Source organism: Leptospira congkakensis (genome assembly GCF_004770265.1).
Taxonomy (GTDB): Bacteria; Spirochaetota; Leptospiria; order Leptospirales; family Leptospiraceae; genus Leptospira_A; species Leptospira_A congkakensis.
In genome coordinates, this window is the sequence record NZ_RQGQ01000016.1 from 225,067 (window position 1) to 244,527 (window position 19,461).

A 19,461-nucleotide genomic window follows, 5' to 3' on the forward strand; every position below is an offset into this window, starting at 1 on the left:
TTATAAGTGTTTGGAACGGTCGTATTCGAGAGCGATGATGGAACCCATAACTTTGAACCCCGCCGGTGCTTCGTCTACCATTCCTTCTCCGTGAAACATTACTTTAACGGAGTCCATCATGGCATTGATAATTTTCAATCCTTTTCCCATGTTCTTATGTTTTTGGCCTGAGCCATTATAAGGAAGGGTATCCGGTTTTTTACTTTGGTGATTTTTGATATGATCGAGGAAGGTGCTAAAACATTGGGATTGATTGGATCTGAGAAGTTCTTTGTCCGTATCTGGTAGAGAACTTTCTTCGGATAAACCTGATCCATAATCCAAAATATAAAGTGTGAATTTTGAGGAATCAATCCTCCACCGACAGATAATGGTCTCATCACAGTGACAGGAAACGTTTGCAGAGACGGCATTTGTCAATGCTTCATCAGCAGCCAGTTCAATATGCATGATATTGTCAGAACTAAATCCGTTGTCTTCCAGAGTCCGTTTGAGTTCTTTTCTGAAATGTTTGACAGACGACATATCGGGAGGCAGGAACATCGCATACGACCCTGCAGAGGGACATAATAGATACGGTAAAACTTCAGATGATGCTGTCAACGGTCGCCTTGTCCCCCTCTATACTCATATTACACGAAGCAGAGGGAGAAAAAAAGTCAAAAATCCCAGAATCGGCAAGGCCTAGGGAAAAAATTTCCTAAACTGCGATATTTAGAGCCTTTGCGAGCTGTTCCATCCGTTTGACAAGCTTCTCTTGGCCGAGAAGGCTAAAGAGGATGGGTAACTCAAGACCATGGGATTTTCCCGTAGTGATGGCTCGAATCGGCATAAAAAGTGTTCTTCCTTTTTCACCAGTGGATTCGCCAGCCTTCGCCATTGCTTCTTTGTAAGCATCGGGAGTTTCCAATTTCTCTGATTTCACATTTTGGTAAAAAGCCGATACGACCGCTTTTCCGTTCCCTTCCAAAACAAGTTGTTTGGCTTCGTCATTTTCAAACTGGAGATTTTCTAAAAAGAATTCTTCTATATACGGTGGGGCTTGGATGAGTCTGTCCAAATACACACGTACGGAATCTAAAATCGAGAGGAGTTGTGGGTTCGTCCCTTTTTTATATTCTTCTGGAATTTGACAGTCTTTTAGAAATGGTTCGAGTTCCTTTCCTAAGGTTTCAATTTTTACATCGCGAATGTATTTATTCGACATCCAGTTGAGTTTTGATTTTGGATTTAAATATTCTGCAAGTCCAAGTAAAGATAACTTATTAAAATCAACAGTTTCCTTTTCTTCTTCTTTCAGCTTTTTGAATACATCAAAGGTAGCAGGAGATTTAGAGCAGCGTTCCACATCAAAGACGGAACAAAGTTCTTCGTCACTCATGTATTCTTTACCATCAGGAGAAGTCCATCCAAGTAATGCCATATAATTACGCATGGTATCACTGGAGTAACCTAAATCACGGAATGCAAGAACCGATGTTGCACCAGCACGTTTGGAAAGTTTTTTCCCATCCGTTCCCACAATTTCACTGGCATGAGCAAATCTTGGGAGTGGAAATCCAAAAGCTTCAAAAATTAAAATTTGGCGAGGGGTGTTAGAAAGATGACCCACTCCCCGAATCACATGTGTGATTTTCATCAGAGCATCATCGATCACCACAGCATAGTTATACGAAGGAAATCCATCGGACTTCACAATGATAAAGTCACCAATGAGTTTGGATTCGAACTTTACCTTTCCTTGGATCATATCATCCACGATCACAATTTTATTTGGAGTTTTGAATCTTACAGTAAAGGGAATTTTTTTCTCAATTTGGGATTGGATTTCTCCATCAGTTAGATCCGAACATTTTCCATCATAGATGTAAGGAATTCCCATGGCGTCGGCTTGTTTTTTTTTGCCTTCGAGTTCTTCTGCGGAACAAAAACAACGATACGCTTTTTTTTCAGAAATGAGTTTGTCAGTGTATTCTTTGTAAATATGAATTCTTTCGGACTGAGTGTACGGGCCGTTCGGGCCACCCACTCCTGGACCTTCGTCCCATTCCATTCCCAGCCACTTTAGAGATTCTAAAATGATTTTGAAAGATGCTTCTGTGGAACGGTCTTGGTCTGTGTCTTCGATACGAAGTAAAAATTTTCCCTTTTTGGCCTTAGCATATAGATAATTAAATAATGCGGTTCTTGCTCCTCCTACATGGAGAAATCCAGATGGGGATGGTGCAAAACGAGTGCGAACTTCTGTCATTTCATTTCCTCTTTGAGTAAAAAGTCTCCGATCCGCTTATAACCAAATGGTTCCTTTGTTTTAGAAGTAAGTCCATTTGTGTATGGCGGAACAAAGAAAATTTGTGTATTATTTTCTTTATAGATAAGTTTGAAGAATAGTTTGTCGGTTTCTGTTTGATTCCATTCATAACGAAGTTGTAAGTAATCGTAATGATTTGAAACATGTTCCGACCGGATTGTATTATTTTCTTGTTTTGTAAAAACAGTGGAAGAGGAAAAAAATTCCATACTTCCCAAACTATGTGACCAACGACTATCACCACCAAGTTTGGAACGAATCCCTTCTTCGATGAGAAGTCCTGTATCACCACCTAATTCAAATATATCAAACTCTTCGATTTCTGTTTTGTTCTCTGTGTTGTTTGATTTGTTTTCAAGTAGGTTTGAAAGTGAGGAACCTTTTGTTTCTGAAAAAAATGATTCCGTATAAACAAAGAAAATTCTTTTTTCGGACTCTTCTTTTTTAAACTTTCCTATCTTTCTGTTCCAAATGATTTTATAAGATTCAAATGGTTCGTTTCCAAACTCTTGTTTTGCTTTTGATAAAAAATTACCATCATAAGCAAGGAAACTAAACTCGATTTTCTCTGCATATCCGGTCGATTTCCCTGGTTCCCATTCGATGAATCGGAAGTGGGAAGAACCTTCTCTGAAGAATGTTTGATTCATTTTTCTTGGAGATTTTAGGTAGAGAACGGATGCGGGAATTTCTGAAATTGGCTCTCTGATGATGAGTGATTTCAGGTTCTGGCAGTTGGATCCAGAAAAAAAAATCAAGGTACATAAAAGCCAATAGAATCGGGAGTATACTTGAGTTTCTGGGGACATAGACCGGTGCGTATCGCCAGTCTAAAAAGGGAAAACCGCTTGACAAGTCAATTCACCCCATCCCTGTGTCATTGGAACCCATGAAGAACGAAGAACAGTATCCAAAACGCCCCTTTGAAGACCAAGTGAATGATGACCAAAGGAAATACTCTCGCTACGTATGCGATTCGAGAGCCATTCCGCAAGAAATTGATGGTCTAAAGCCTGTTCAACGAAGGATTTTATGGGCGATGTGGAACTCTGATGCCCGTAACCGCCACACAAAAACAGTAAAAGTTGCCGGTCTTGCTATGGGATACCATCCGCACGGGGATCGTTCCATCCAAGATGCCCTTTCGCAAATGGCACAAGACTTTGCATTTGCAAATAACTATCCTTTGGTACATGGGGAAGGAACCTTCGGAGACGTTTTGGACCCGAATGCGATTGCTTCTCCCCGTTATACGGAAGTCAAACTCTCCGACTTTGCTAAGGATTTAGGATTCTTCGAAAGCCTACCGGACATCGATTATGTCAAAAACTATGATGAAACCGAAGATGAACCCATTCATTTTGTAGGAAAAGTTCCAGTTGTACTCTTAAATAACATCCAAGGAATTGCAACGGGATTTCGTTGTTTCATTCCAGCCCACAAACTCAGTGATGTGATCGAGTCCCAAGTTACTTATCTAAAAACAGGAAAACCGAAAAAAATCACTCCATGGTACAAAGGGTACGGTGGGGAAGTGAAGTTGTCCAAAAATGACAACGGCAATACTGTGATGTCGACTACTTTTGGATTCAAAAAAGAAGATGGAAAGTTGTTCCTTGTTGACTCTCCAATGAACTGGAACCGCGAAAAGGTAGTAAACTATCTAGATGATTTGATTGAGAAAAAAGACAATTGGTTGAAAGACTACATAGATCATTCCAGCCAAACTTTCAAAATCGAACTTGTTGCTAAAAAAGGGGAAGAACCTTCTGAAAAAGAAGTCAAAGAATTGTTTTCCAAAGAGAACAATGAAGTTCTAACCATCAACGTCATCACTCACGAAGGAAAACTTCGTAACTTCACTCCTGAAGAAATCATCAAACGATTCTGTGATTTTAGAAAAACACATCTCATCCGTCGTTTCAAACGATTGGCGGGACTCGAAAAAGAAAAGATCGATCGTAACTCAGAACTCATTCGATTCATTAAAGAAAAATGGAACGAAAAAGTAACAGGGATTAAATCCAAAAAAGAATTTGAAGACAAATTGAAAGCAGCCAAGTTCGTTTATTTCGAATGGTTGAGTTCTATTCCCGTCTATAGAATGACTTTAGAAGAAGTTCGTAAATGTGAAGATGCGATTGTAGAAGCAAAAACTAAATACACCGAATACACATCATTACAAAAAGACGATAAAAAACTCACCGGTTTTATGACCGATGAACTTGATGAACTAAAGAAAAAATGGGATCCGAAATAGTTTAATATGGCTCAAAAAACTGAAAAAACCTCAGGAAATTCGCGAAATTTTAAGAAATTATCTCACGTAGAACACGTGCGGATGCGGACAGGGATGTGGCTTGGCCAAAACTCATTGTCTACATTTGAACAACATTTTTTTACAAAAAATAACGCGGGAACGTACGAAGTGTCCCACGAAGAACTCTCTGACATTCCGGCTAAAATCAAATGTTTAGATGAAGCTTGTATGAACTGTGTGGATGAGTATCGTAAAAACTTAAACGACAAATCCATCCCAGAAAAAGACAAGATGAACAAACTCATCATCCAATTGTCAACCGATCGCAAACGAGTTACCATCCAAGACAATGGTCGTGGAATTCCTGCAGACAATGCGGAAGGTGTTTACCTGCATTTGATGTATGGGGAAAACTTTGATGATATTGCGAAGGAAGATCATGTCGCCGGACAAAACGGTGTGGGGATCTCTCTTGTAAGAATGGTTTCTTCTTTTTTCAGAGTGAAAACCATCAATGGTGGAAAAGCTTATAAGAAGATGTTTAGCATTCATGATGATGCTAAAAAAGTCATTCGTAGTTTCAAACTTCCTAAAGAAGATATGGAAAGAGTGTTTTTGTATTTTGATGAACACGGAACTTTTGCAGATTGTCCTCTTCTTTCCGCAGACCAAATCAAACAACTAAAAGCACCTTGTGACAAAACAGGGATGACCGCTGTTGTTGAAACTGCTAAAAAAGAAGACCATGGAACTACTGTAGAGTTTGAATTAAATCCTGCTTATTTTAATAACCTAGATACTACTTTTAACATTAATTTGGTGAAGCAGTATCTCCAAGACATCGCCATGTCGAATCCAGGTCTCGAAGTTGTATTCATTCACAAAACGGGAAAGGAAAAGTACAAATTCAAAAAGGGATTTGATGAAATTTTTAGTAACTCTGAGATGGTTTACTATAAATTAGATTATGCAGATAAAACTTCTGCTTCTCAAATCCATATGGAAACTTATGTGGTTTTGGGCCAAAACAAAAACCTAACATGGGTAAACTCGATTTTTTGCCCACAGGGTGGATCTGCCATCGAGTATTTGGAAAACAGACTTTGTGACGAGGTTCGTAAAAAATCTCAAATTGTCAGTTTAGAAAAGAAACTAAACACACAATGTACACGTAACGATGTTAGAAGTTGTTTCCATATGTATGTGAACCTTCGCATCCTCAATCCACGTTTTAAATCCCAAGATAAGTCTTATCTCATCAATGATTTGAATGAGGACATCCGAAAGTCACTGGACAAACATTTGGACAAACTTTTAAAGAAAACAGGCCTCATCGAAGAAATTAAGATGGTGATGGAGCGTAGAACCCAGCTAAAACAGCTCGAGGACGCGCAGAAAGGCCTCCGTAAGGCGTCTCGGAACAATATCCCTAAGCTGATGCCTCCAACGGGCAAACCAAACGATCCAGGCCGAATTCTATTTGTGGCGGAAGGGGACTCGGCGATTGCAGGTTTACGTCCGGCAAGAAATCCAAAGTTACATGGGCTTTTCCCATTACGTGGTAAACCTCTTAACTGTAAAGGGATGTCACTCGCTAAGGCAATGCAAAACGAAGAGATGAAAAACATTGTCGCTATTGTGGGTCTACCTCTTGACCAAAAAGTTAAGTCCATTGATGAATTGCATTACGATCGAATCAGTATCATGACAGATGCGGATTTTGATGGATATGCAATCCGTTCACTCATGTTGTCCTTTTTCTATGAATATTGGCCTGAACTTTTTGATTTAGGTTTTATCAATATCTCCGCAGCACCACTTTATGAAGTGGATGTGAAGTGGAAAGATGCAAAAAAAGAAACTGCATTCTGTATCGATGATACCGACTATGATAAGTTAGTTGCCAAAGTAAATAAACAAGGTGGAGAGATCACTCGTAAAAAACGAAACAAGGGACTTGGAGAAACTGGTAAAGAGGCAATGAAATATGCCGTCGATCATTGTATGACCACCATCACTGTGGGAAACAAAAAAACTGCCAAAAATACCCAAGACCTTTGGTTCCACAAAGACTATGCAGAAAAACGCCGCGAAGCAATTTCTGAATACTCAATGAGTGTGATCGAAGACTAAAGTTTTTATTCAAAAATTCATTCGGAGTTAGATGCCGAATGTTATTGATTCTATTTTGAATAGCATTCACTCCTCATTCCGTAGGTTTGAGGAGTTTCTTATTTTATGGGGTTGCGGTAGATGTATGATTTTATTTTTTAAGGGGAATGAAATCTAGGTCTCCTAAAAATACAAAGCCTTCAAAAAAGCCACCGTCTAAGACCAAATCCAAGGTAAAGGAAGATCCTCTTCTTCCTATCCGAACGTTGCCAATCCTTTTGCCTCTCCCCCCTTTCTCGAATCGCAAACGAATTTCTTTTTTCCTTTTTTTAAACATTCTAGTTTTTCTCCAATGTTCTTCTATTCAAGAAAAACCAAAGGAGGTTTATCATAATGACTTAACCGTTACGGAGAAAGCGGTGTTGTCCAAAATAGAGGAAGTTGAAAACTCAGGAATCAAATCACTATCGTATATGTATTTATTAGGTGATGGTGTGGTGCATTCAGGTTCTCTTGGTGTAGACAAAAAAGGCCAGATACAAAGATTTAAAATAGGAAGTATCACAAAACTATTTACTGGAATTGCTCTTTTACAATTACAAGAGGAAGGCAAACTAAAGTTAGATGATCCTGTTTCCAAATACCTTCCCGAAGTAGTTGGGATGCCTTCTCGGGGACAAAAGTATCGTGAAATCACCATTCGAGACATTTTAACCCACCAATCAGGCTTACCTTCTGATAGGGCTTCTGGTTTTTTCCTATCTCCAATTACTAAGGATTCTGAGATTTTAGCTGCCTTTCGTTCTCTTCCCCAAACACTTTCGCAGATGGAAAGAAACGAACCAGGCAAAGCACATTCCTATTCCAATTTTGGGTTTGGGTTACTTGGAATCGTCATAGAACGAACCTCTGGCATTGGGATTGAAGAGTATTTCCAAAAGAATCTATTTTCCAAAGCCGGAATGAAACACTCCACCTTGTTAGAGCTAAATGAAGGTTCGGAATTAGTGACTGGATATTCTGGATTGTTTTGGAAAACAGAAACCCTTCGGCCGGTGATCCGTGATTTGACGGCTGGTTCTCTTTCGACCACCGGAGAAGATATGGGTCTTTTTATGAAGACATTCTTTCAAAGTAAAAGAGGGAATGGCCTTCTTTCCCCATCCAGTTTTTTCGAATTCCATCGCATACAAAAAGGACCCAGTTCGAATTTTCAAATGAAGTTAGGCCTTCCTGTTTTGATGGAAGAAAGGAAGAGTGGTGACAAAAGTATTTGGATTTCAGGGCATTCTGGATCACTGCCTCCCTTTTTTGCAGATTTGATTTATGATCCAGAATCAGAAACCGCTAGTTTTCTTGTGGGAAACACTCTGAGTTTTGCTACTGCTTCGATTCGACCAGCTAACAAAGATATTTTGGATATAACTTACGAATACAAAACAGGATTAAAATTGGAAGACCTACCTTTGCTTGAACGAAAAAAACAAAATAGGTTAGATGGTTTTTATGGCCTCTATGTTTCTCCTTTGGGAATTCATGAAGTAAAACCAGGAAATCCACCTAAAATAGAAATGATGGGTTTTGACTTTGATTTAGTTGAAAAAGATAACCGATTTGGAACCAACTTACGTTTGTTTTTTGGTTTGATTCCAATAAAAGAAAAAACCTTGGAATCCATGCGGATCGAATTTGAACCCTGGGAAGGGACTCCTATTTTTACCATGTATTCATTGAATGCATCCAAAGGAAGTTGGGGTTTTGGAGTTTTGGTAAAACCTGACTACCGATTGTCTGAAAAATCATTTTTGACAACGTATCAAACGAAAGACCCGTATTCACTGATCTCACGAGTGGAACTGAAAGAAGACAAACGTGGATTTTTGAACGCCACTGTTTATTATTCGTTAGGTGGAATGGAAAATTCTAACCAATTCCCTTGCCAATGGGAACAAGAATCTACCCTTCGAATTTTGGGATACGGACGGAACTTAGGGGAAAGGATCGAACTAAAAACGGTCGATGGCAAACCTAGGTTAGTGTATTCAGGAATCGAATTTTTAGAAAAGTAAGGAAATTTTTACCCCAAATTCTTGAGGGATTTTCCTTTTCCATTGGATAAAACAGCAAAAGTTATACGACACATAATTCCCCATTTACCCTGATTCTAATTCTTTTTTGTCATTTGTATTTTTTAGGAAAGAAATTCCAAATCGAGTCAAAAAAGTTTTTGACGAATCAAAAAAATCGATTAGAGTTCGTCGGAATTTGATTCGAAAGTTTCAAAAGGAGAATTCGAAATGGGAAAAAGAATTACCACAATCCTATTTTTGTCTGCTGCGTTTGTAGCTGTCACTATGACATCTACATCTGTGGAAGCAAAAAAATATGGTATGGCTGGCTGCGGTTTAGGTTCACTGATTATCACAACCAATGATATCACTCAAATTTTTGCAGCGACATCAAATGGGATTTACGGAAACCAAACGTTTGGTATTACATCTGGAACTTCCAATTGTACTGCTGACGGTGTTGTCAAACAAGACAAAGTACAAGAATTGTTCATCACTATGAACTATGATTCTCTAGGCCAAGAAATGGCTTCTGGGAAAGGGGAAAAATTAGAGTCTCTTGGAAACCTTCTTGGTTGCTCTAGCGATTCTTTATCAAGATTTGGCCAAGTGACGAAAGAAAACTACGCTAAACTCATTACTGAAGATTCAACTCCTGCAAGTGTACTTTCAGCAGTTAAGTCAGAAGTTAAAAGCGATAAAATCCTCGCTAAGTCTTGTTCACAAATCTAAGGAGATATGAAATAAAATGAAAAAGTTAACACTCATCTCCACAATCGGAGTCTCCATGGTTCTCCTTGCTTCACAAATGTCTGCTGCACCGAAATACGGTATGGCTGGATGTGGTCTTGGAACTCTTGTCATGCCAGGTGGTAACCAAGTTCTTGCCGCAACTACTAACGGAACTTCAGGAAGCCAAACTTTTGGTATCACCTCTGGAACATCTAACTGTAAAGCAGACGGTGTTGCAAAAAAAGAACATGCACGTGAAATTTATGTTCACATGAACTTTGATAGTTTAGAACAAGAAATGGCAGCTGGTAAAGGTGAAAAACTTTCTAACCTAGCTACACTTTTTGAATGCAAATCTGGTGTTCGTTTTAATGAAGTAGTTAGAGAAAACTACTCTAGAATCTTCACTGAAGAATCGAAAGCAAACCCAAGTTTGATGTTGTCTAACCTTCATGAAACTTTGGAAAAAGACCAAACAGTAAAAAATTACTGCAAAATCTAATCCTTTGTAAAAAATCAGAGTATTCCATATTTGGATGCTCTGGTGTTTCCTCTGTACCTACTTACCTTTTTATTCATACTCTTCACTACTTCTCTTGGAGCCATCGAACCTCCTAGCAGTACAAGTATTCTCGAACTAGATTTTATTACTTCAAGGAAACAAGGGGAAAACCTTCCTAAATCTCCAAAGGCCAAACAATATCTACAAGAACTCATAAACGAAGCAAAAGAAAAACATCTATCAGAAGAAACACATTGGTATCGATTGTTAAGATTCAAAAAAACTAGATGGGGTTACCTGGAGAGTGAAGTAGATAACAAACGTTATTTCCTTTCCCCAGACGGGAAATACAATCCAGAAAAAGAACTAATTGCCACACTTCATAGTTTTTTTACAGAAGAAGCCATTCAAGAGGAATTGTTACATCCTCAATGTTATTTTCCAGAGAGATACCATTGGCTAAAAGAAAAATTGAAGTTTGATCAAAGTCGATTACCGGAAGTTTCTTGTGAACGATTTAAAGTTTGGAAAGATTCCCTAAATCCTGATTCCTTGTCTGTAGTTTTTTCCTCTTATTATATGCAAGCTCCAGCTTCTATGTTTGGACATACTCTCATCAAACTCAATAACAAGATAAATGAAAATGCTGAGTTGTTAGATTATGGAGTGAACTATGCAGCCAACCCAGTGGACATGGATCCATTCTCCTATGCTTATCGTGGACTGACCGGTGGATATCCAGGTAGTTTTGCTATCTTCCCTTATTATTTGAAAGTTAACGAATACAATGATATGGAAAGTCGAGATCTTTGGGAGTATAAATTAAAGTTAAAACCAGAAGAACGAGATAGGTTTATGCGACATCTTTGGGAGATGGGTCGGGCTGACTTTGATTATTTTTTTATCAACGAAAACTGTTCCTATCATTTGATGGAAATTTTGGAAGTTGCGATGCCGGAATTAAATATTAGTAACAAACCTGGATGGATTGTTGCTCCTGGAGATACCATTAAACTTTACTTAGCTGAAGATGGACTTGTTATTTCTAAAAAATATCGTCCTTCTTTATATTCCAAAATTAAATATAAAATATATGATATGACAGACGAAGAACGAACAACATACTTTGAAATGATTCGTTTTGAAAAAGCTTTCCTTCCTGAACCCAAAGATAATTTTCGTATGTCACTTGTGACTGATGCCGTTTTGGATACATATAGATATCGTTATACTTCAAAGCAAGAAATACCTAAACAACATAAAGAATATTACGATAAGTTACTCGTTTTTAGAAGTAAACAAACCGACGAATATACTTCCAAAGAAGAAGTTCCTTTGTCGACACCCCCAGAGGCTTCTCATCCACTGAGCCGAGTGGCCACATCATTTGGTGCCTCTTCTTTGGGGAATTTTGCAGAGTTTCAATACAGAATCGCTTATCATGATTTGTTGAATGTGAGTAAAGGACACGCCCCCAATTCTGAGTTAGCATTTTTTGATACAACTGTAAGGACTTATGAAAATAAAAAACCCGAACTAACTTCGATGAGTGCGGTAAAGGTGACATCAATCAATCCATATAATTCTATATCAAAAGATATTACTTATATGTTAGATACTGGAATACAAACTGCTGTTTACCGAAATAATGATGAAACTCTCCGGAAACAAGTTGGTAATTTTGATTTTCGTTTTGGATATTCTTTTTCAAATGAATTTGGAAAAACACCAATGAGTTTGGGAGTTCTTAGTGTTCTTGCTGGGGTTAAAGCCCAAAACGGAAGGATGTTTGAAAATAATGTTCGGTATGGTGTCAATGTCAGTTTGTTGTATCAAAAGGAGTGGGGGAATTGGAAGGTTTTTACAGGTGCTACGGCTCAAAATTACCAACTCAGTCAAAACTTTAATACATATTATGCAACATTTAAAATTCGATATGCATTTTCAAATACACATGAGTTACGAGTGGAAGTTAATGGAGAAAGGTTTTATGAAGAAGCTCTTGTTTCTTATCATTATTTATTTTAATTTTTTATTTATTAGTTGTTCTTCTTTGTATTACCATCCTACGAAAGAAATATATCTTACTCCTAAACAAATGGGTTTTGTTTATACACCATCATTTATCACTGCCAAGGATGGTGTGAAGTTGAGTGTATGGAAAATTCATTCACAAGCAGTAGAAAAACCTAAAGCAGTCATATTACAATTCCATGGAAATGGACAAAATATGAGCACTCATTTTTTATCTCTTGTCTGGCTTGTGAACCATGGATATGAACTGATAATTTTTGATTATCGAGGTTACGGTGAATCGGAAGGTGAACCTGATCCAGATGATATATTAGAAGATAGTAATTTAGTTTTGGATTTTGCGTTAGAGGAAAGCAGGCAAAAAGAATCCAAACTTATCGTTTATGGTCAGAGTCTTGGTGGAGCAATTGCAATGCGTTCTGTAGCTGACTGGAAAGAAAAAAAAGAAGTTGTTTTGCTTTGTATCGACGGTTCCTTTTCGTCTTATCGGGATGTTGCCAAACAGACTATGAATCATGTATTATTCCCTCCAATTGGGAACCTATTTGCCTGGTTATTCCATGACAACACAAGCCCTCGTGATTTTATTGCCAGCCTTTCTCCAATTCCAATCCTCATCATTCATGGGACAGAAGATACTATTGTTTTTTTTGAGAATGGAAAACAGATTTTTGGTCTGGCTGGTGAGCCCAAGGTATTTTGGGAAATTCGAGGAGGAGGGCATGTGGACTGGATGAACCTTGGTAGGTCAAAGTTTGCAAAAGATTTTTTGGTTCTACTCAATCGGCATTTGTACTGATACAAATGAACGTTCTGTGAACAATGGAACGGAGAGGATTTCCTCTAAAGAATATTCTTTGTTAATTTCACGAAATGTAATTTCACTTCTACTGAATTTTGTTTCACTAAAGATTTTGAATTCGATATATTTTTCTTCACCTTTTTTAATTTGAAACACTTTGGTTGCATCGGGTTTGCCTACCACATCTAATTGATAAGTTCCTTCTTGTAATCGCAAATAACCTAGAGAGCCATTTTCTAGTTCTATTGTGTAGATCGGCGTTGGTTTGACCGAAGAAGAAAATTTCCCTGGGTATCGGGATAAAATACAATCATAATCCCAAAGTGCCAGAGAAGCGTGTTCAGGTCGGATTAAATACAAAAGTCCTGTATCTGTTTCAGACGTAACCAGTTTCACAAAAACATTTTTTTTGGCACATCCAAAAACAAGTCCGAATAGAATCATAAAAAAAACAATGATTGTTGATTTTAAACGAATGTTATTCGAGATCATTATTGTTTATCCCTCAGAGGGAATCCGTTTTTGGTTTCTGTAATGTGCAATGTAGGTGATTAAAACGAGTGCTCCCACAGGTACAGCAAAATAAATATGAACTTGGATGAGTCCGGCAATCATTCCCAAAACACCACCTAAGAATTGTATTACGACTAGATTTCCACCCGTGTTATCCAAAATCATTTTTTCTAAATCATCGGTGTCAAGAGCCATCACTCGTTCTTCGACAAGGGCGGTTACATTGATATTGTGAACAAATTTTTCAATATTAGTTTTGAGATAAATTTTTCCCTCTTCGCTATTCATAAATTCAAGAAGGCGTTTTTTGACCCAATCTACAGCACGAAAGAAGTTTTTTTCAATTTCTTCCCAGTTGTTCGGATCATCTAAATAAGCTTGTAGTCTTTCGATTCCCGATGGCAATAGATTTTGTCTTGCATAGTCGCCACTGGCTTCCAACCAATTGGAAATTTTTCCTGTGATGAATTCTTGTGTTTCTTTTGAATTCAATCGTTCTTGGAGACCAGCCATCATCTCATCCATCATCTTCATAAACTGGTCGGAGGTTTCTGGATCTTTAACAAATCGTTCTAAAAGTTCACGAATGGCTTCTTCGTTAAAAGAAAAAATCTTTTTTACGCCGATTCCAATTTTACCAAGTGTACTTCTTGTTTTTAAATACTCTTCTAAACCTTCGTTGAGTAAATTCGCAAGTTTTGGCATCTCTTCTAGAAGTACCACGCGAAGTTGTTTTCCTAGCTCCTCACGATTGGTTTCTTCTGTTAGATAATATGTTAGGCGTTCTTTTGTATAATCCCAGAGTTTTTGAACTTCTTCTGGACGTTCCGCCATCTTTTTCATGGTTTCTTCTGAAAAATCAAAGATAACTTCTAAAATTTCTGGCCCTCTTTCCTTTAACATAGAAATGATTTTGGTCACAAGCATGGTTCTGATTTCTACGTTGTGGATGGCCTCATCAATTTCTTTGACAATTTTTTGGATCCCAGTTTCTACTAGGTTTCGTTCATAGATATATGTTAAAATAATATCGGGATGAAGTAAATTGCTTTGGATACTTTCCCCTAAAGACTTGGCAATTTTAGATTTGTTTTTAGGAACAAGACCTGACCATCCAAGCACCTTACCATGTTTAGGTTGAAATAACATTTTGATTGCAAGGAAATTTGTGAAGTATCCCACCATTCCGGCCATAAGAATCACAAAGACAGCATTGACCCAAACATTACCTTCGTAGTAGAGTTGAAAACCCCCACCAATGATGGAGAAAATTACAAGTAGTCTACGATACCAGGCGTCTAATTTAGCAACGTCCATCCTAATCCTCTTCTAGTTTTAAATATTTACCGCTTAACTTTCGTAAGAAACCGCGCGGGATGAGTTCTGAAATTGTAACGGCACCTTGGTTGAAGGAACCGGTGATACATACTGCTTGGTTGTAACGAAGTGCATCCAAAGATTCTTCCACTACAACACTTGCATCTTGCCACATAAAAGATGGGTATTTTGATTTGTTGATACCTGCTCTTTGGTGGAAGTCGGAATGAGTGAGTCCGGGACAAAGTGCTTGTACATAAACTCCATGTGGTTTGGCTTCTTCGTGGATGGATTCTGTAAACGATTTAACAAATGCTTTGGTGGCGGCATAAATGGCACTACCTGGTGCTGGCAAATAACCAGCAATAGATGCTACATTAATCAAATAACCTTTTTTGTTTTTTTTGAATCTACCCAGTGCTACGTGGCTTAAATGCACTAAAGTTTTTACATTCAAATTCACTTCATCTAGTTCTTTATCGAGTGGTAATGTTGCAAACTCACCCACAGTTCCAAACCCGGCATTGTTTACAACGAGTTCTGCATCTTTATCTTTAGCGATGATCTCTGCTAGTTCTTCTACATCTTTTTTTTTGGTAAGATCCAATGCGAAATATTTTAAGATCCCTCTGGATTTTGGTTCTAGTTCTAAAATTACTTTTTTTAAATCGGATTCTGTGCGAGAAATTAAAAAGACGTTATAGTCTTTCGAGAGGGCTCGAACAAATTCTTTACCAATTCCTTGGGATGCGCCGGTGACATATGCATTTTTCATTCAGTTGGATTCCTCTTCATCAAGACGGCAGTGGATCCGTCCGGATAGTATTTTTTACGTCTCTCTAATTCTATAAAACCAACAGACTGGTAAAGTGTAATCGCAGCCGTGTTGGATTCTTTAACTTCTAAAAAAAACTCTTTTTTAGGAAATTCTTGGAATAGAGCCATCACTAGTTGCTTTGCCAAACCTAACTTCCGATAGTTGGGAAGTGTAGCGATCCGAAAGATTTCGATCTCCCAAGGTGTTTCACAAACGAGAGCATAACACTGTGGTTCTGGATTCCCCAAACCAAAAGCCACATGGAATTCTAGATGGGTTTGGATCATTTTTTCTGTCCACTCCTCTCCCGGAAAACAAAGGGATTCCCAGTGGAGGAGGAGGGCAAGATCTGATTCACCCAACCTGCGAAAACTATGAGACATAATCACATTTTTTTCTTTTCATCCAAAAGAAAGAAACTAAAATCGAACTGATGGGCACAAAAAACAGCAGGTTTTCTTTGGTTTCATTGCCACTGGGCTTTCTATTCTTCCTGCTTGGCTTTAGTTTGATCGGCTGTGACTATCTCAAGTCACTTACCGAATCCAAATACCGCAAACGAATTGGCGGGGAACTGCCTTCCGAAAAAGACATCGTCAATTGGAAAGAAAAGTTGGCTTTGGAAGAGGCTGAAATTGAAGAGATGGAAAAACGGATTCGTAAAATGGTCCAAAAGTCCAACCAATCAGCAGCCCTTTCTTGGAAAATTGCACGTGCTTATATGCGTGCTGGTTCTTCTGATTTGGGTGTCCGTTATTATGAAGAGTCCATTGCAGAAAATCTTCCCAATTCCAAACAAGGTGGATTTGAAATCCATTCCTATGAATCGGCTTTACCATTTTTTGAAAAAGCCATCCAGTCCGGTAAGTTAGATAAGCAGTTGTTATATGAAACTGCTGTTGCTTATGCCAATGCCTCGAAAGATATGGGTTGGGAACCGGTCAGACGAAATCGCGCAATTGGGTTATTCAAACAATTATCAAAATTGGACAAAGAAGATTCTCGGTTTCCATTTCAGTTGGCTCTCATTTATTTCGATTCTTCTTTGAAGGATGAGGCATGGAATGGAAAACTTTCTAACGGTTATGATGAAGTAGAAAATGCATTTTCACTTTTAGATCAAATCCTTCGCAAAGAACCGTATAATGTTCCAACTAGGTTTGCTAAGGCTAATTTTTTATACCAAGTGGGAAAATCAAATTTGGCCTATGATGAATATACTCGAATCAAATCGATTTTAGAAGAGATGAAAGAAAAAGGGACCATCCGCGAATCTTTGGAAGAAAATTCTTCTTATCGAAATGTCATTAAAAATTTAAACCAATTGGCGGCCCAAAACAAATCAAATTGACCTCATAAATTGTGGTAGTTTCGATTTTGGGTCACCCGCGGATTTCGTCCTTTCTTCGTAGAACAAAGATTTGGCGTAATTTCACTCAGTTTTCGGAACTATATACAGCTCTCCCCAATTATTTTGAAGAGAACTTTTGGAACCAATGTTTGGATGAATGTATCCAATGGGAAAAAACAAAAGATCCAAATTGGAAACTGATTAGTTTTTTTGATCCAGGTTACCCGAAGAATTTAAAAGAAATTTATGATCCTCCTTTTGTTTTTGCCTGTTTGGGAAATCTCCAGTTATTACAGTTTCATTTGGTCGCGATTGTAGGAACAAGAAAATCCTCACCAGTTTCTGTTTCTGCCACGGACCAATTAGTCAAACAACTATCGGTAAACAAGAATTTGGCGATTGTGTCCGGTATGGCACTTGGAATTGACCGTAAGGCTTTTCTTTCTGCTTTGGACAACGGAGTTCCCGTGATTGGAGTCCTCGGAACCACTTTAGGAATGGAATACCCACCAGGAAACCGAGACCTTTATAAACGAATCAAAGAAGATCCAAACCAACTTTTACTGACTGAATTTTTATTAAAAACGGAACCTGCCAAATGGACTTTTCCTAAACGAAATCGAGTTATTTCTGGTCTTGCAGAAAGGATCTACATTATGGAGTCCGGGCGAAAGTCAGGAACCATTTCGACTGCTTACAGTGCTATGGAACAAAACCGTGAGATTTTTGTTTTTGATCATCCTAAACAATTTGATAACGAAGGCGGAAAGTTACTCATCCGACAGGGTGCACAAAAGTTATTCGGCGAAATGGAAATCAAAAAAGAAGAATTGGAATTGCTGGGTATCGAAATGAGTTATGAAGAATGGAACGAAAAACGAACCATCCCTTCTGGAATTCGAAGAGATGGTGGTTGGGATTTAGATTTTACCCTTTAAAAACAAATCCAGCGAGTGTTGCTATGATATAAATGAAGAGTAAAAAAACACCAAATGGTCGTTTGATTTTATCTTTAGAAAAAACAATTCCTAAACGAAAAAGCACGAGAACGATGAGCATCGAAGGGAAGTAGAATGTAAAAAAACTAACGGGAGCTTCAAGGCCATTTCTTGTAACGGCCGCGGCAGCACCCGAAACAAAAAGAACATTCAAAATATCGGCTCCAATGATGTTACCAACAGCAAGTTCGGAATGTCCGCGACGAGAAGCTTGGATGGCAGTCACTAGTTCAGGAAGAGAAGTTCCAAAAGCAACGAGTGTCGCCCCAATGATAGAGTCTGGAATCGATAGACGAACGGCTGTTTCTTGGACAGAAGGGATTAAAACTTTCGAAGATAGGATCACCAAACTAATGGCAGCTAAAAGTTTTAAGAAAATAATCCAAAAAGGGGATTCGTCATATTCTGTTGTAGCGTCAATTCCTGCTTCCACTTCCCCTGGTTTCGAACGAGACCAACGAATGCTTAAATAAATATAAACAGCAAGAAGTAGTAAAAATACAAATCCAGTTCCTTGATCAATTCGGCCACCAGTTGAAAAAACAGAAGTTAGGTTGGACCAAGGAAGGGCTGCAAACACAAGTAAAAATCCAGAAAGGACTTGGATCCAACCTTGGCGATTCACGAGTCGTTTGTCAATGTCAGGTGGAGAAATTAAGATAGCAATTCCCAGAATCAGTCCTGTATCACAGATGATGGAACCAACGGCATTTCCGAGCGCAATTCCAGGATTTCCATCCAAAGCAGAAAGGACAGAAACCGAAACTTCGGGAAGGGTTGTACCTAAACTCACAATGGTGGCCCCAATGATCATCTTGGGAACTCCCCACCTTGCGGAAAGGGAAACTGCCTCATCGACTAGTACATCAGCGGCTTTGCCCAAAACGAGGATGGAACCAACGATGATGAGTAAAAGAACTGGTAAGGGAAGGGTTTGAAAAGTTGCAGTAAGAAATGCATCCATGGATAAAGGTCAGAATATGGAAAACTTCATCCGACTGCGACTCTTTCTTTGGGTAGGGACCCTCGGATTTTTTTCTCCGGTACTCGGAGAACCACGATTGCCCAAGGAACCAAACCTTCCTTCCATTCCCTTAGAAGAATCCAAAGAACCAAGAAATGCCCGTGGAGACAAAGATACATCTGAATCGAAAGTCCTGAATCTCACCCTTTGCGATGGAAGAACCGTTCGCGGCGAGTCATCTAGCGGAAGTCAGTCGATGGCCTTCGAACATTCTAAAGACGGAATTTTATACAAAAAAAAGCTGAATGTGAACGAACTGGATTCGGTGCGGATTGATTCTTGGGAACTAAAACAAAAACGAGAAGAAAAAAAAGGAATCACCTATGAAGTAGTTCCCAAAAAAATTCGGATTCGCACTCGGAATGGGGAAGTGTTTTATAAAGAAACGGGTGTTTCCGATTTAAAACTACTAAACATAGAGATTAAAAACAACAATGGTGAGACCACACTTTTTTCCTATTGGGTGGATTTGAAATACCCGGATGGAAAATGGTATTCTGGATTGCCGGCTTTAAAACATGACCAAGGAATGAGGGAAGACTGTTTGAAAGATGTTGTGAAGATGATTGAATGGGAGTGAAGATCTGAGTACCAATACCAAGTGGTTTTTGCCTTCCTG

Annotated in this window: 18 protein-coding genes; 10 read left to right on the forward strand and 8 right to left on the reverse strand. The window is 38.5% G+C overall.

Features of this window, described 5'->3' with window-relative positions:
- The 3 genes from EHQ70_RS11450 to EHQ70_RS18585 all read right to left on the reverse strand — a co-directional run bounded on the left by EHQ70_RS11450 (nt 1) and on the right by EHQ70_RS18585 (nt 2,961).
- Nucleotides 1-543 (reverse strand): ATP-binding protein, encoded by a 543-nt coding sequence (locus tag EHQ70_RS11450; RefSeq protein ID WP_135587193.1) that lies wholly within the window; start codon nt 541-543, stop codon nt 1-3.
- Nucleotides 544-700: 157 nt separating this feature from the next.
- On the reverse strand, nt 701-2,251 hold the full coding sequence (gene gltX / locus EHQ70_RS11455) for a glutamate--tRNA ligase (RefSeq protein ID WP_135586509.1): 1,551 nt from the start codon (nt 2,249-2,251) through the stop codon (nt 701-703).
- Complete coding sequence (locus tag EHQ70_RS18585) at nt 2,248-2,961, reverse strand: hypothetical protein (protein ID WP_167481704.1); 714 nt, start codon at nt 2,959-2,961, stop codon at nt 2,248-2,250. Before EHQ70_RS18585 ends, gltX begins: the two co-directional genes overlap by 4 nt.
- Before the next feature lie 239 nt (nt 2,962-3,200).
- Between EHQ70_RS18585 and EHQ70_RS11460 the strand changes: the two genes are divergently transcribed.
- The 7 genes from EHQ70_RS11460 (at nt 3,201) to EHQ70_RS11490 (ending at nt 12,819) form a co-directional block, all read left to right on the forward strand.
- Nucleotides 3,201-4,571, forward strand: a complete 1,371-nt coding sequence (locus EHQ70_RS11460) for a DNA gyrase subunit A (RefSeq protein ID WP_135586511.1) — start codon at nt 3,201-3,203, stop codon at nt 4,569-4,571.
- Nucleotides 4,572-4,577: 6 nt separating this feature from the next.
- A complete protein-coding gene (locus tag EHQ70_RS11465; protein ID WP_135586513.1) occupies nt 4,578-6,704 on the forward strand; it encodes a toprim domain-containing protein in 2,127 nt (708 codons plus the stop codon).
- Nucleotides 6,705-7,102: 398 nt separating this feature from the next.
- Entirely contained in the window at nt 7,103-8,752 is a 1,650-nt protein-coding gene (locus EHQ70_RS11470) for a serine hydrolase domain-containing protein (protein ID WP_244288316.1), read from the forward strand.
- A 228-nt stretch (nt 8,753-8,980) separates the two neighbouring features.
- Entirely contained in the window at nt 8,981-9,484 is a 504-nt protein-coding gene (locus EHQ70_RS11475; protein WP_135586517.1) for a DUF3015 domain-containing protein, read from the forward strand.
- Between the two features lie 16 nt (nt 9,485-9,500).
- Nucleotides 9,501-9,986 carry a DUF3015 family protein gene (locus EHQ70_RS11480; protein WP_135586519.1) on the forward strand — a complete coding sequence of 162 codons (486 nt, stop codon included), beginning with the start codon at nt 9,501-9,503 and terminating at the stop codon, nt 9,984-9,986.
- A gap of 42 nt (nt 9,987-10,028) precedes the next feature.
- Nucleotides 10,029-12,014: an Lnb N-terminal periplasmic domain-containing protein gene (locus EHQ70_RS11485; protein WP_135586521.1), complete on the forward strand. Its 1,986-nt coding sequence runs from the start codon at nt 10,029-10,031 to the stop codon at nt 12,012-12,014.
- Nucleotides 11,977-12,819, forward strand: coding sequence for an alpha/beta hydrolase (locus EHQ70_RS11490; protein ID WP_135586523.1), 843 nt, complete (start codon nt 11,977-11,979; stop codon nt 12,817-12,819). Before EHQ70_RS11485 ends, EHQ70_RS11490 begins: the two co-directional genes overlap by 38 nt.
- Here EHQ70_RS11490 and EHQ70_RS11495 read toward each other — a convergent pair.
- From EHQ70_RS11495 to EHQ70_RS11510, 4 genes are read right to left on the reverse strand one after another with little or no spacing between them, the layout of a single operon-like run.
- Nucleotides 12,796-13,314: a hypothetical protein gene (locus EHQ70_RS11495; RefSeq protein WP_135586525.1), complete on the reverse strand. Its 519-nt coding sequence runs from the start codon at nt 13,312-13,314 to the stop codon at nt 12,796-12,798. The two genes, EHQ70_RS11490 and EHQ70_RS11495, sit on opposite strands and share 24 nt — an antisense overlap.
- Nucleotides 13,315-13,320: 6 nt before the next feature.
- A complete protein-coding gene (locus EHQ70_RS11500) occupies nt 13,321-14,652 on the reverse strand; it encodes a DUF445 family protein (protein ID WP_135586527.1) in 1,332 nt (443 codons plus the stop codon).
- Nucleotide 14,653: 1 nt separating this feature from the next.
- On the reverse strand, nt 14,654-15,427 hold the full coding sequence (locus tag EHQ70_RS11505; RefSeq protein WP_135586529.1) for an SDR family NAD(P)-dependent oxidoreductase: 774 nt from the start codon (nt 15,425-15,427) through the stop codon (nt 14,654-14,656).
- On the reverse strand, nt 15,424-15,852 hold the full coding sequence (locus EHQ70_RS11510) for a GNAT family N-acetyltransferase (protein ID WP_135586530.1): 429 nt from the start codon (nt 15,850-15,852) through the stop codon (nt 15,424-15,426). The genes EHQ70_RS11505 and EHQ70_RS11510 overlap by 4 nt, the downstream gene beginning before the upstream one ends.
- A gap of 50 nt (nt 15,853-15,902) precedes the next feature.
- On the opposite strand from EHQ70_RS11510, the gene EHQ70_RS11515 reads away from it, so the two are divergent.
- A complete protein-coding gene (locus tag EHQ70_RS11515) occupies nt 15,903-16,820 on the forward strand; it encodes a tetratricopeptide repeat protein (RefSeq protein ID WP_135586532.1) in 918 nt (305 codons plus the stop codon).
- An 11-nt stretch (nt 16,821-16,831) separates the two neighbouring features.
- Nucleotides 16,832-17,758 carry a DNA-processing protein DprA gene (gene dprA, locus EHQ70_RS11520; protein ID WP_135586534.1) on the forward strand — a complete coding sequence of 309 codons (927 nt, stop codon included), beginning with the start codon at nt 16,832-16,834 and terminating at the stop codon, nt 17,756-17,758.
- Here the strand turns inward: dprA and EHQ70_RS11525 are convergent.
- Nucleotides 17,748-18,782 carry a sodium:calcium antiporter gene (locus tag EHQ70_RS11525; protein ID WP_135586536.1) on the reverse strand — a complete coding sequence of 345 codons (1,035 nt, stop codon included), beginning with the start codon at nt 18,780-18,782 and terminating at the stop codon, nt 17,748-17,750. The two genes, dprA and EHQ70_RS11525, sit on opposite strands and share 11 nt — an antisense overlap.
- Between EHQ70_RS11525 and EHQ70_RS11530 the strand changes: the two genes are divergently transcribed.
- Complete coding sequence (locus EHQ70_RS11530; RefSeq protein ID WP_135586538.1) at nt 18,781-19,422, forward strand: hypothetical protein; 642 nt, start codon at nt 18,781-18,783, stop codon at nt 19,420-19,422. The two genes, EHQ70_RS11525 and EHQ70_RS11530, sit on opposite strands and share 2 nt — an antisense overlap.
- Nucleotides 19,423-19,461 lie beyond the last annotated feature (39 nt).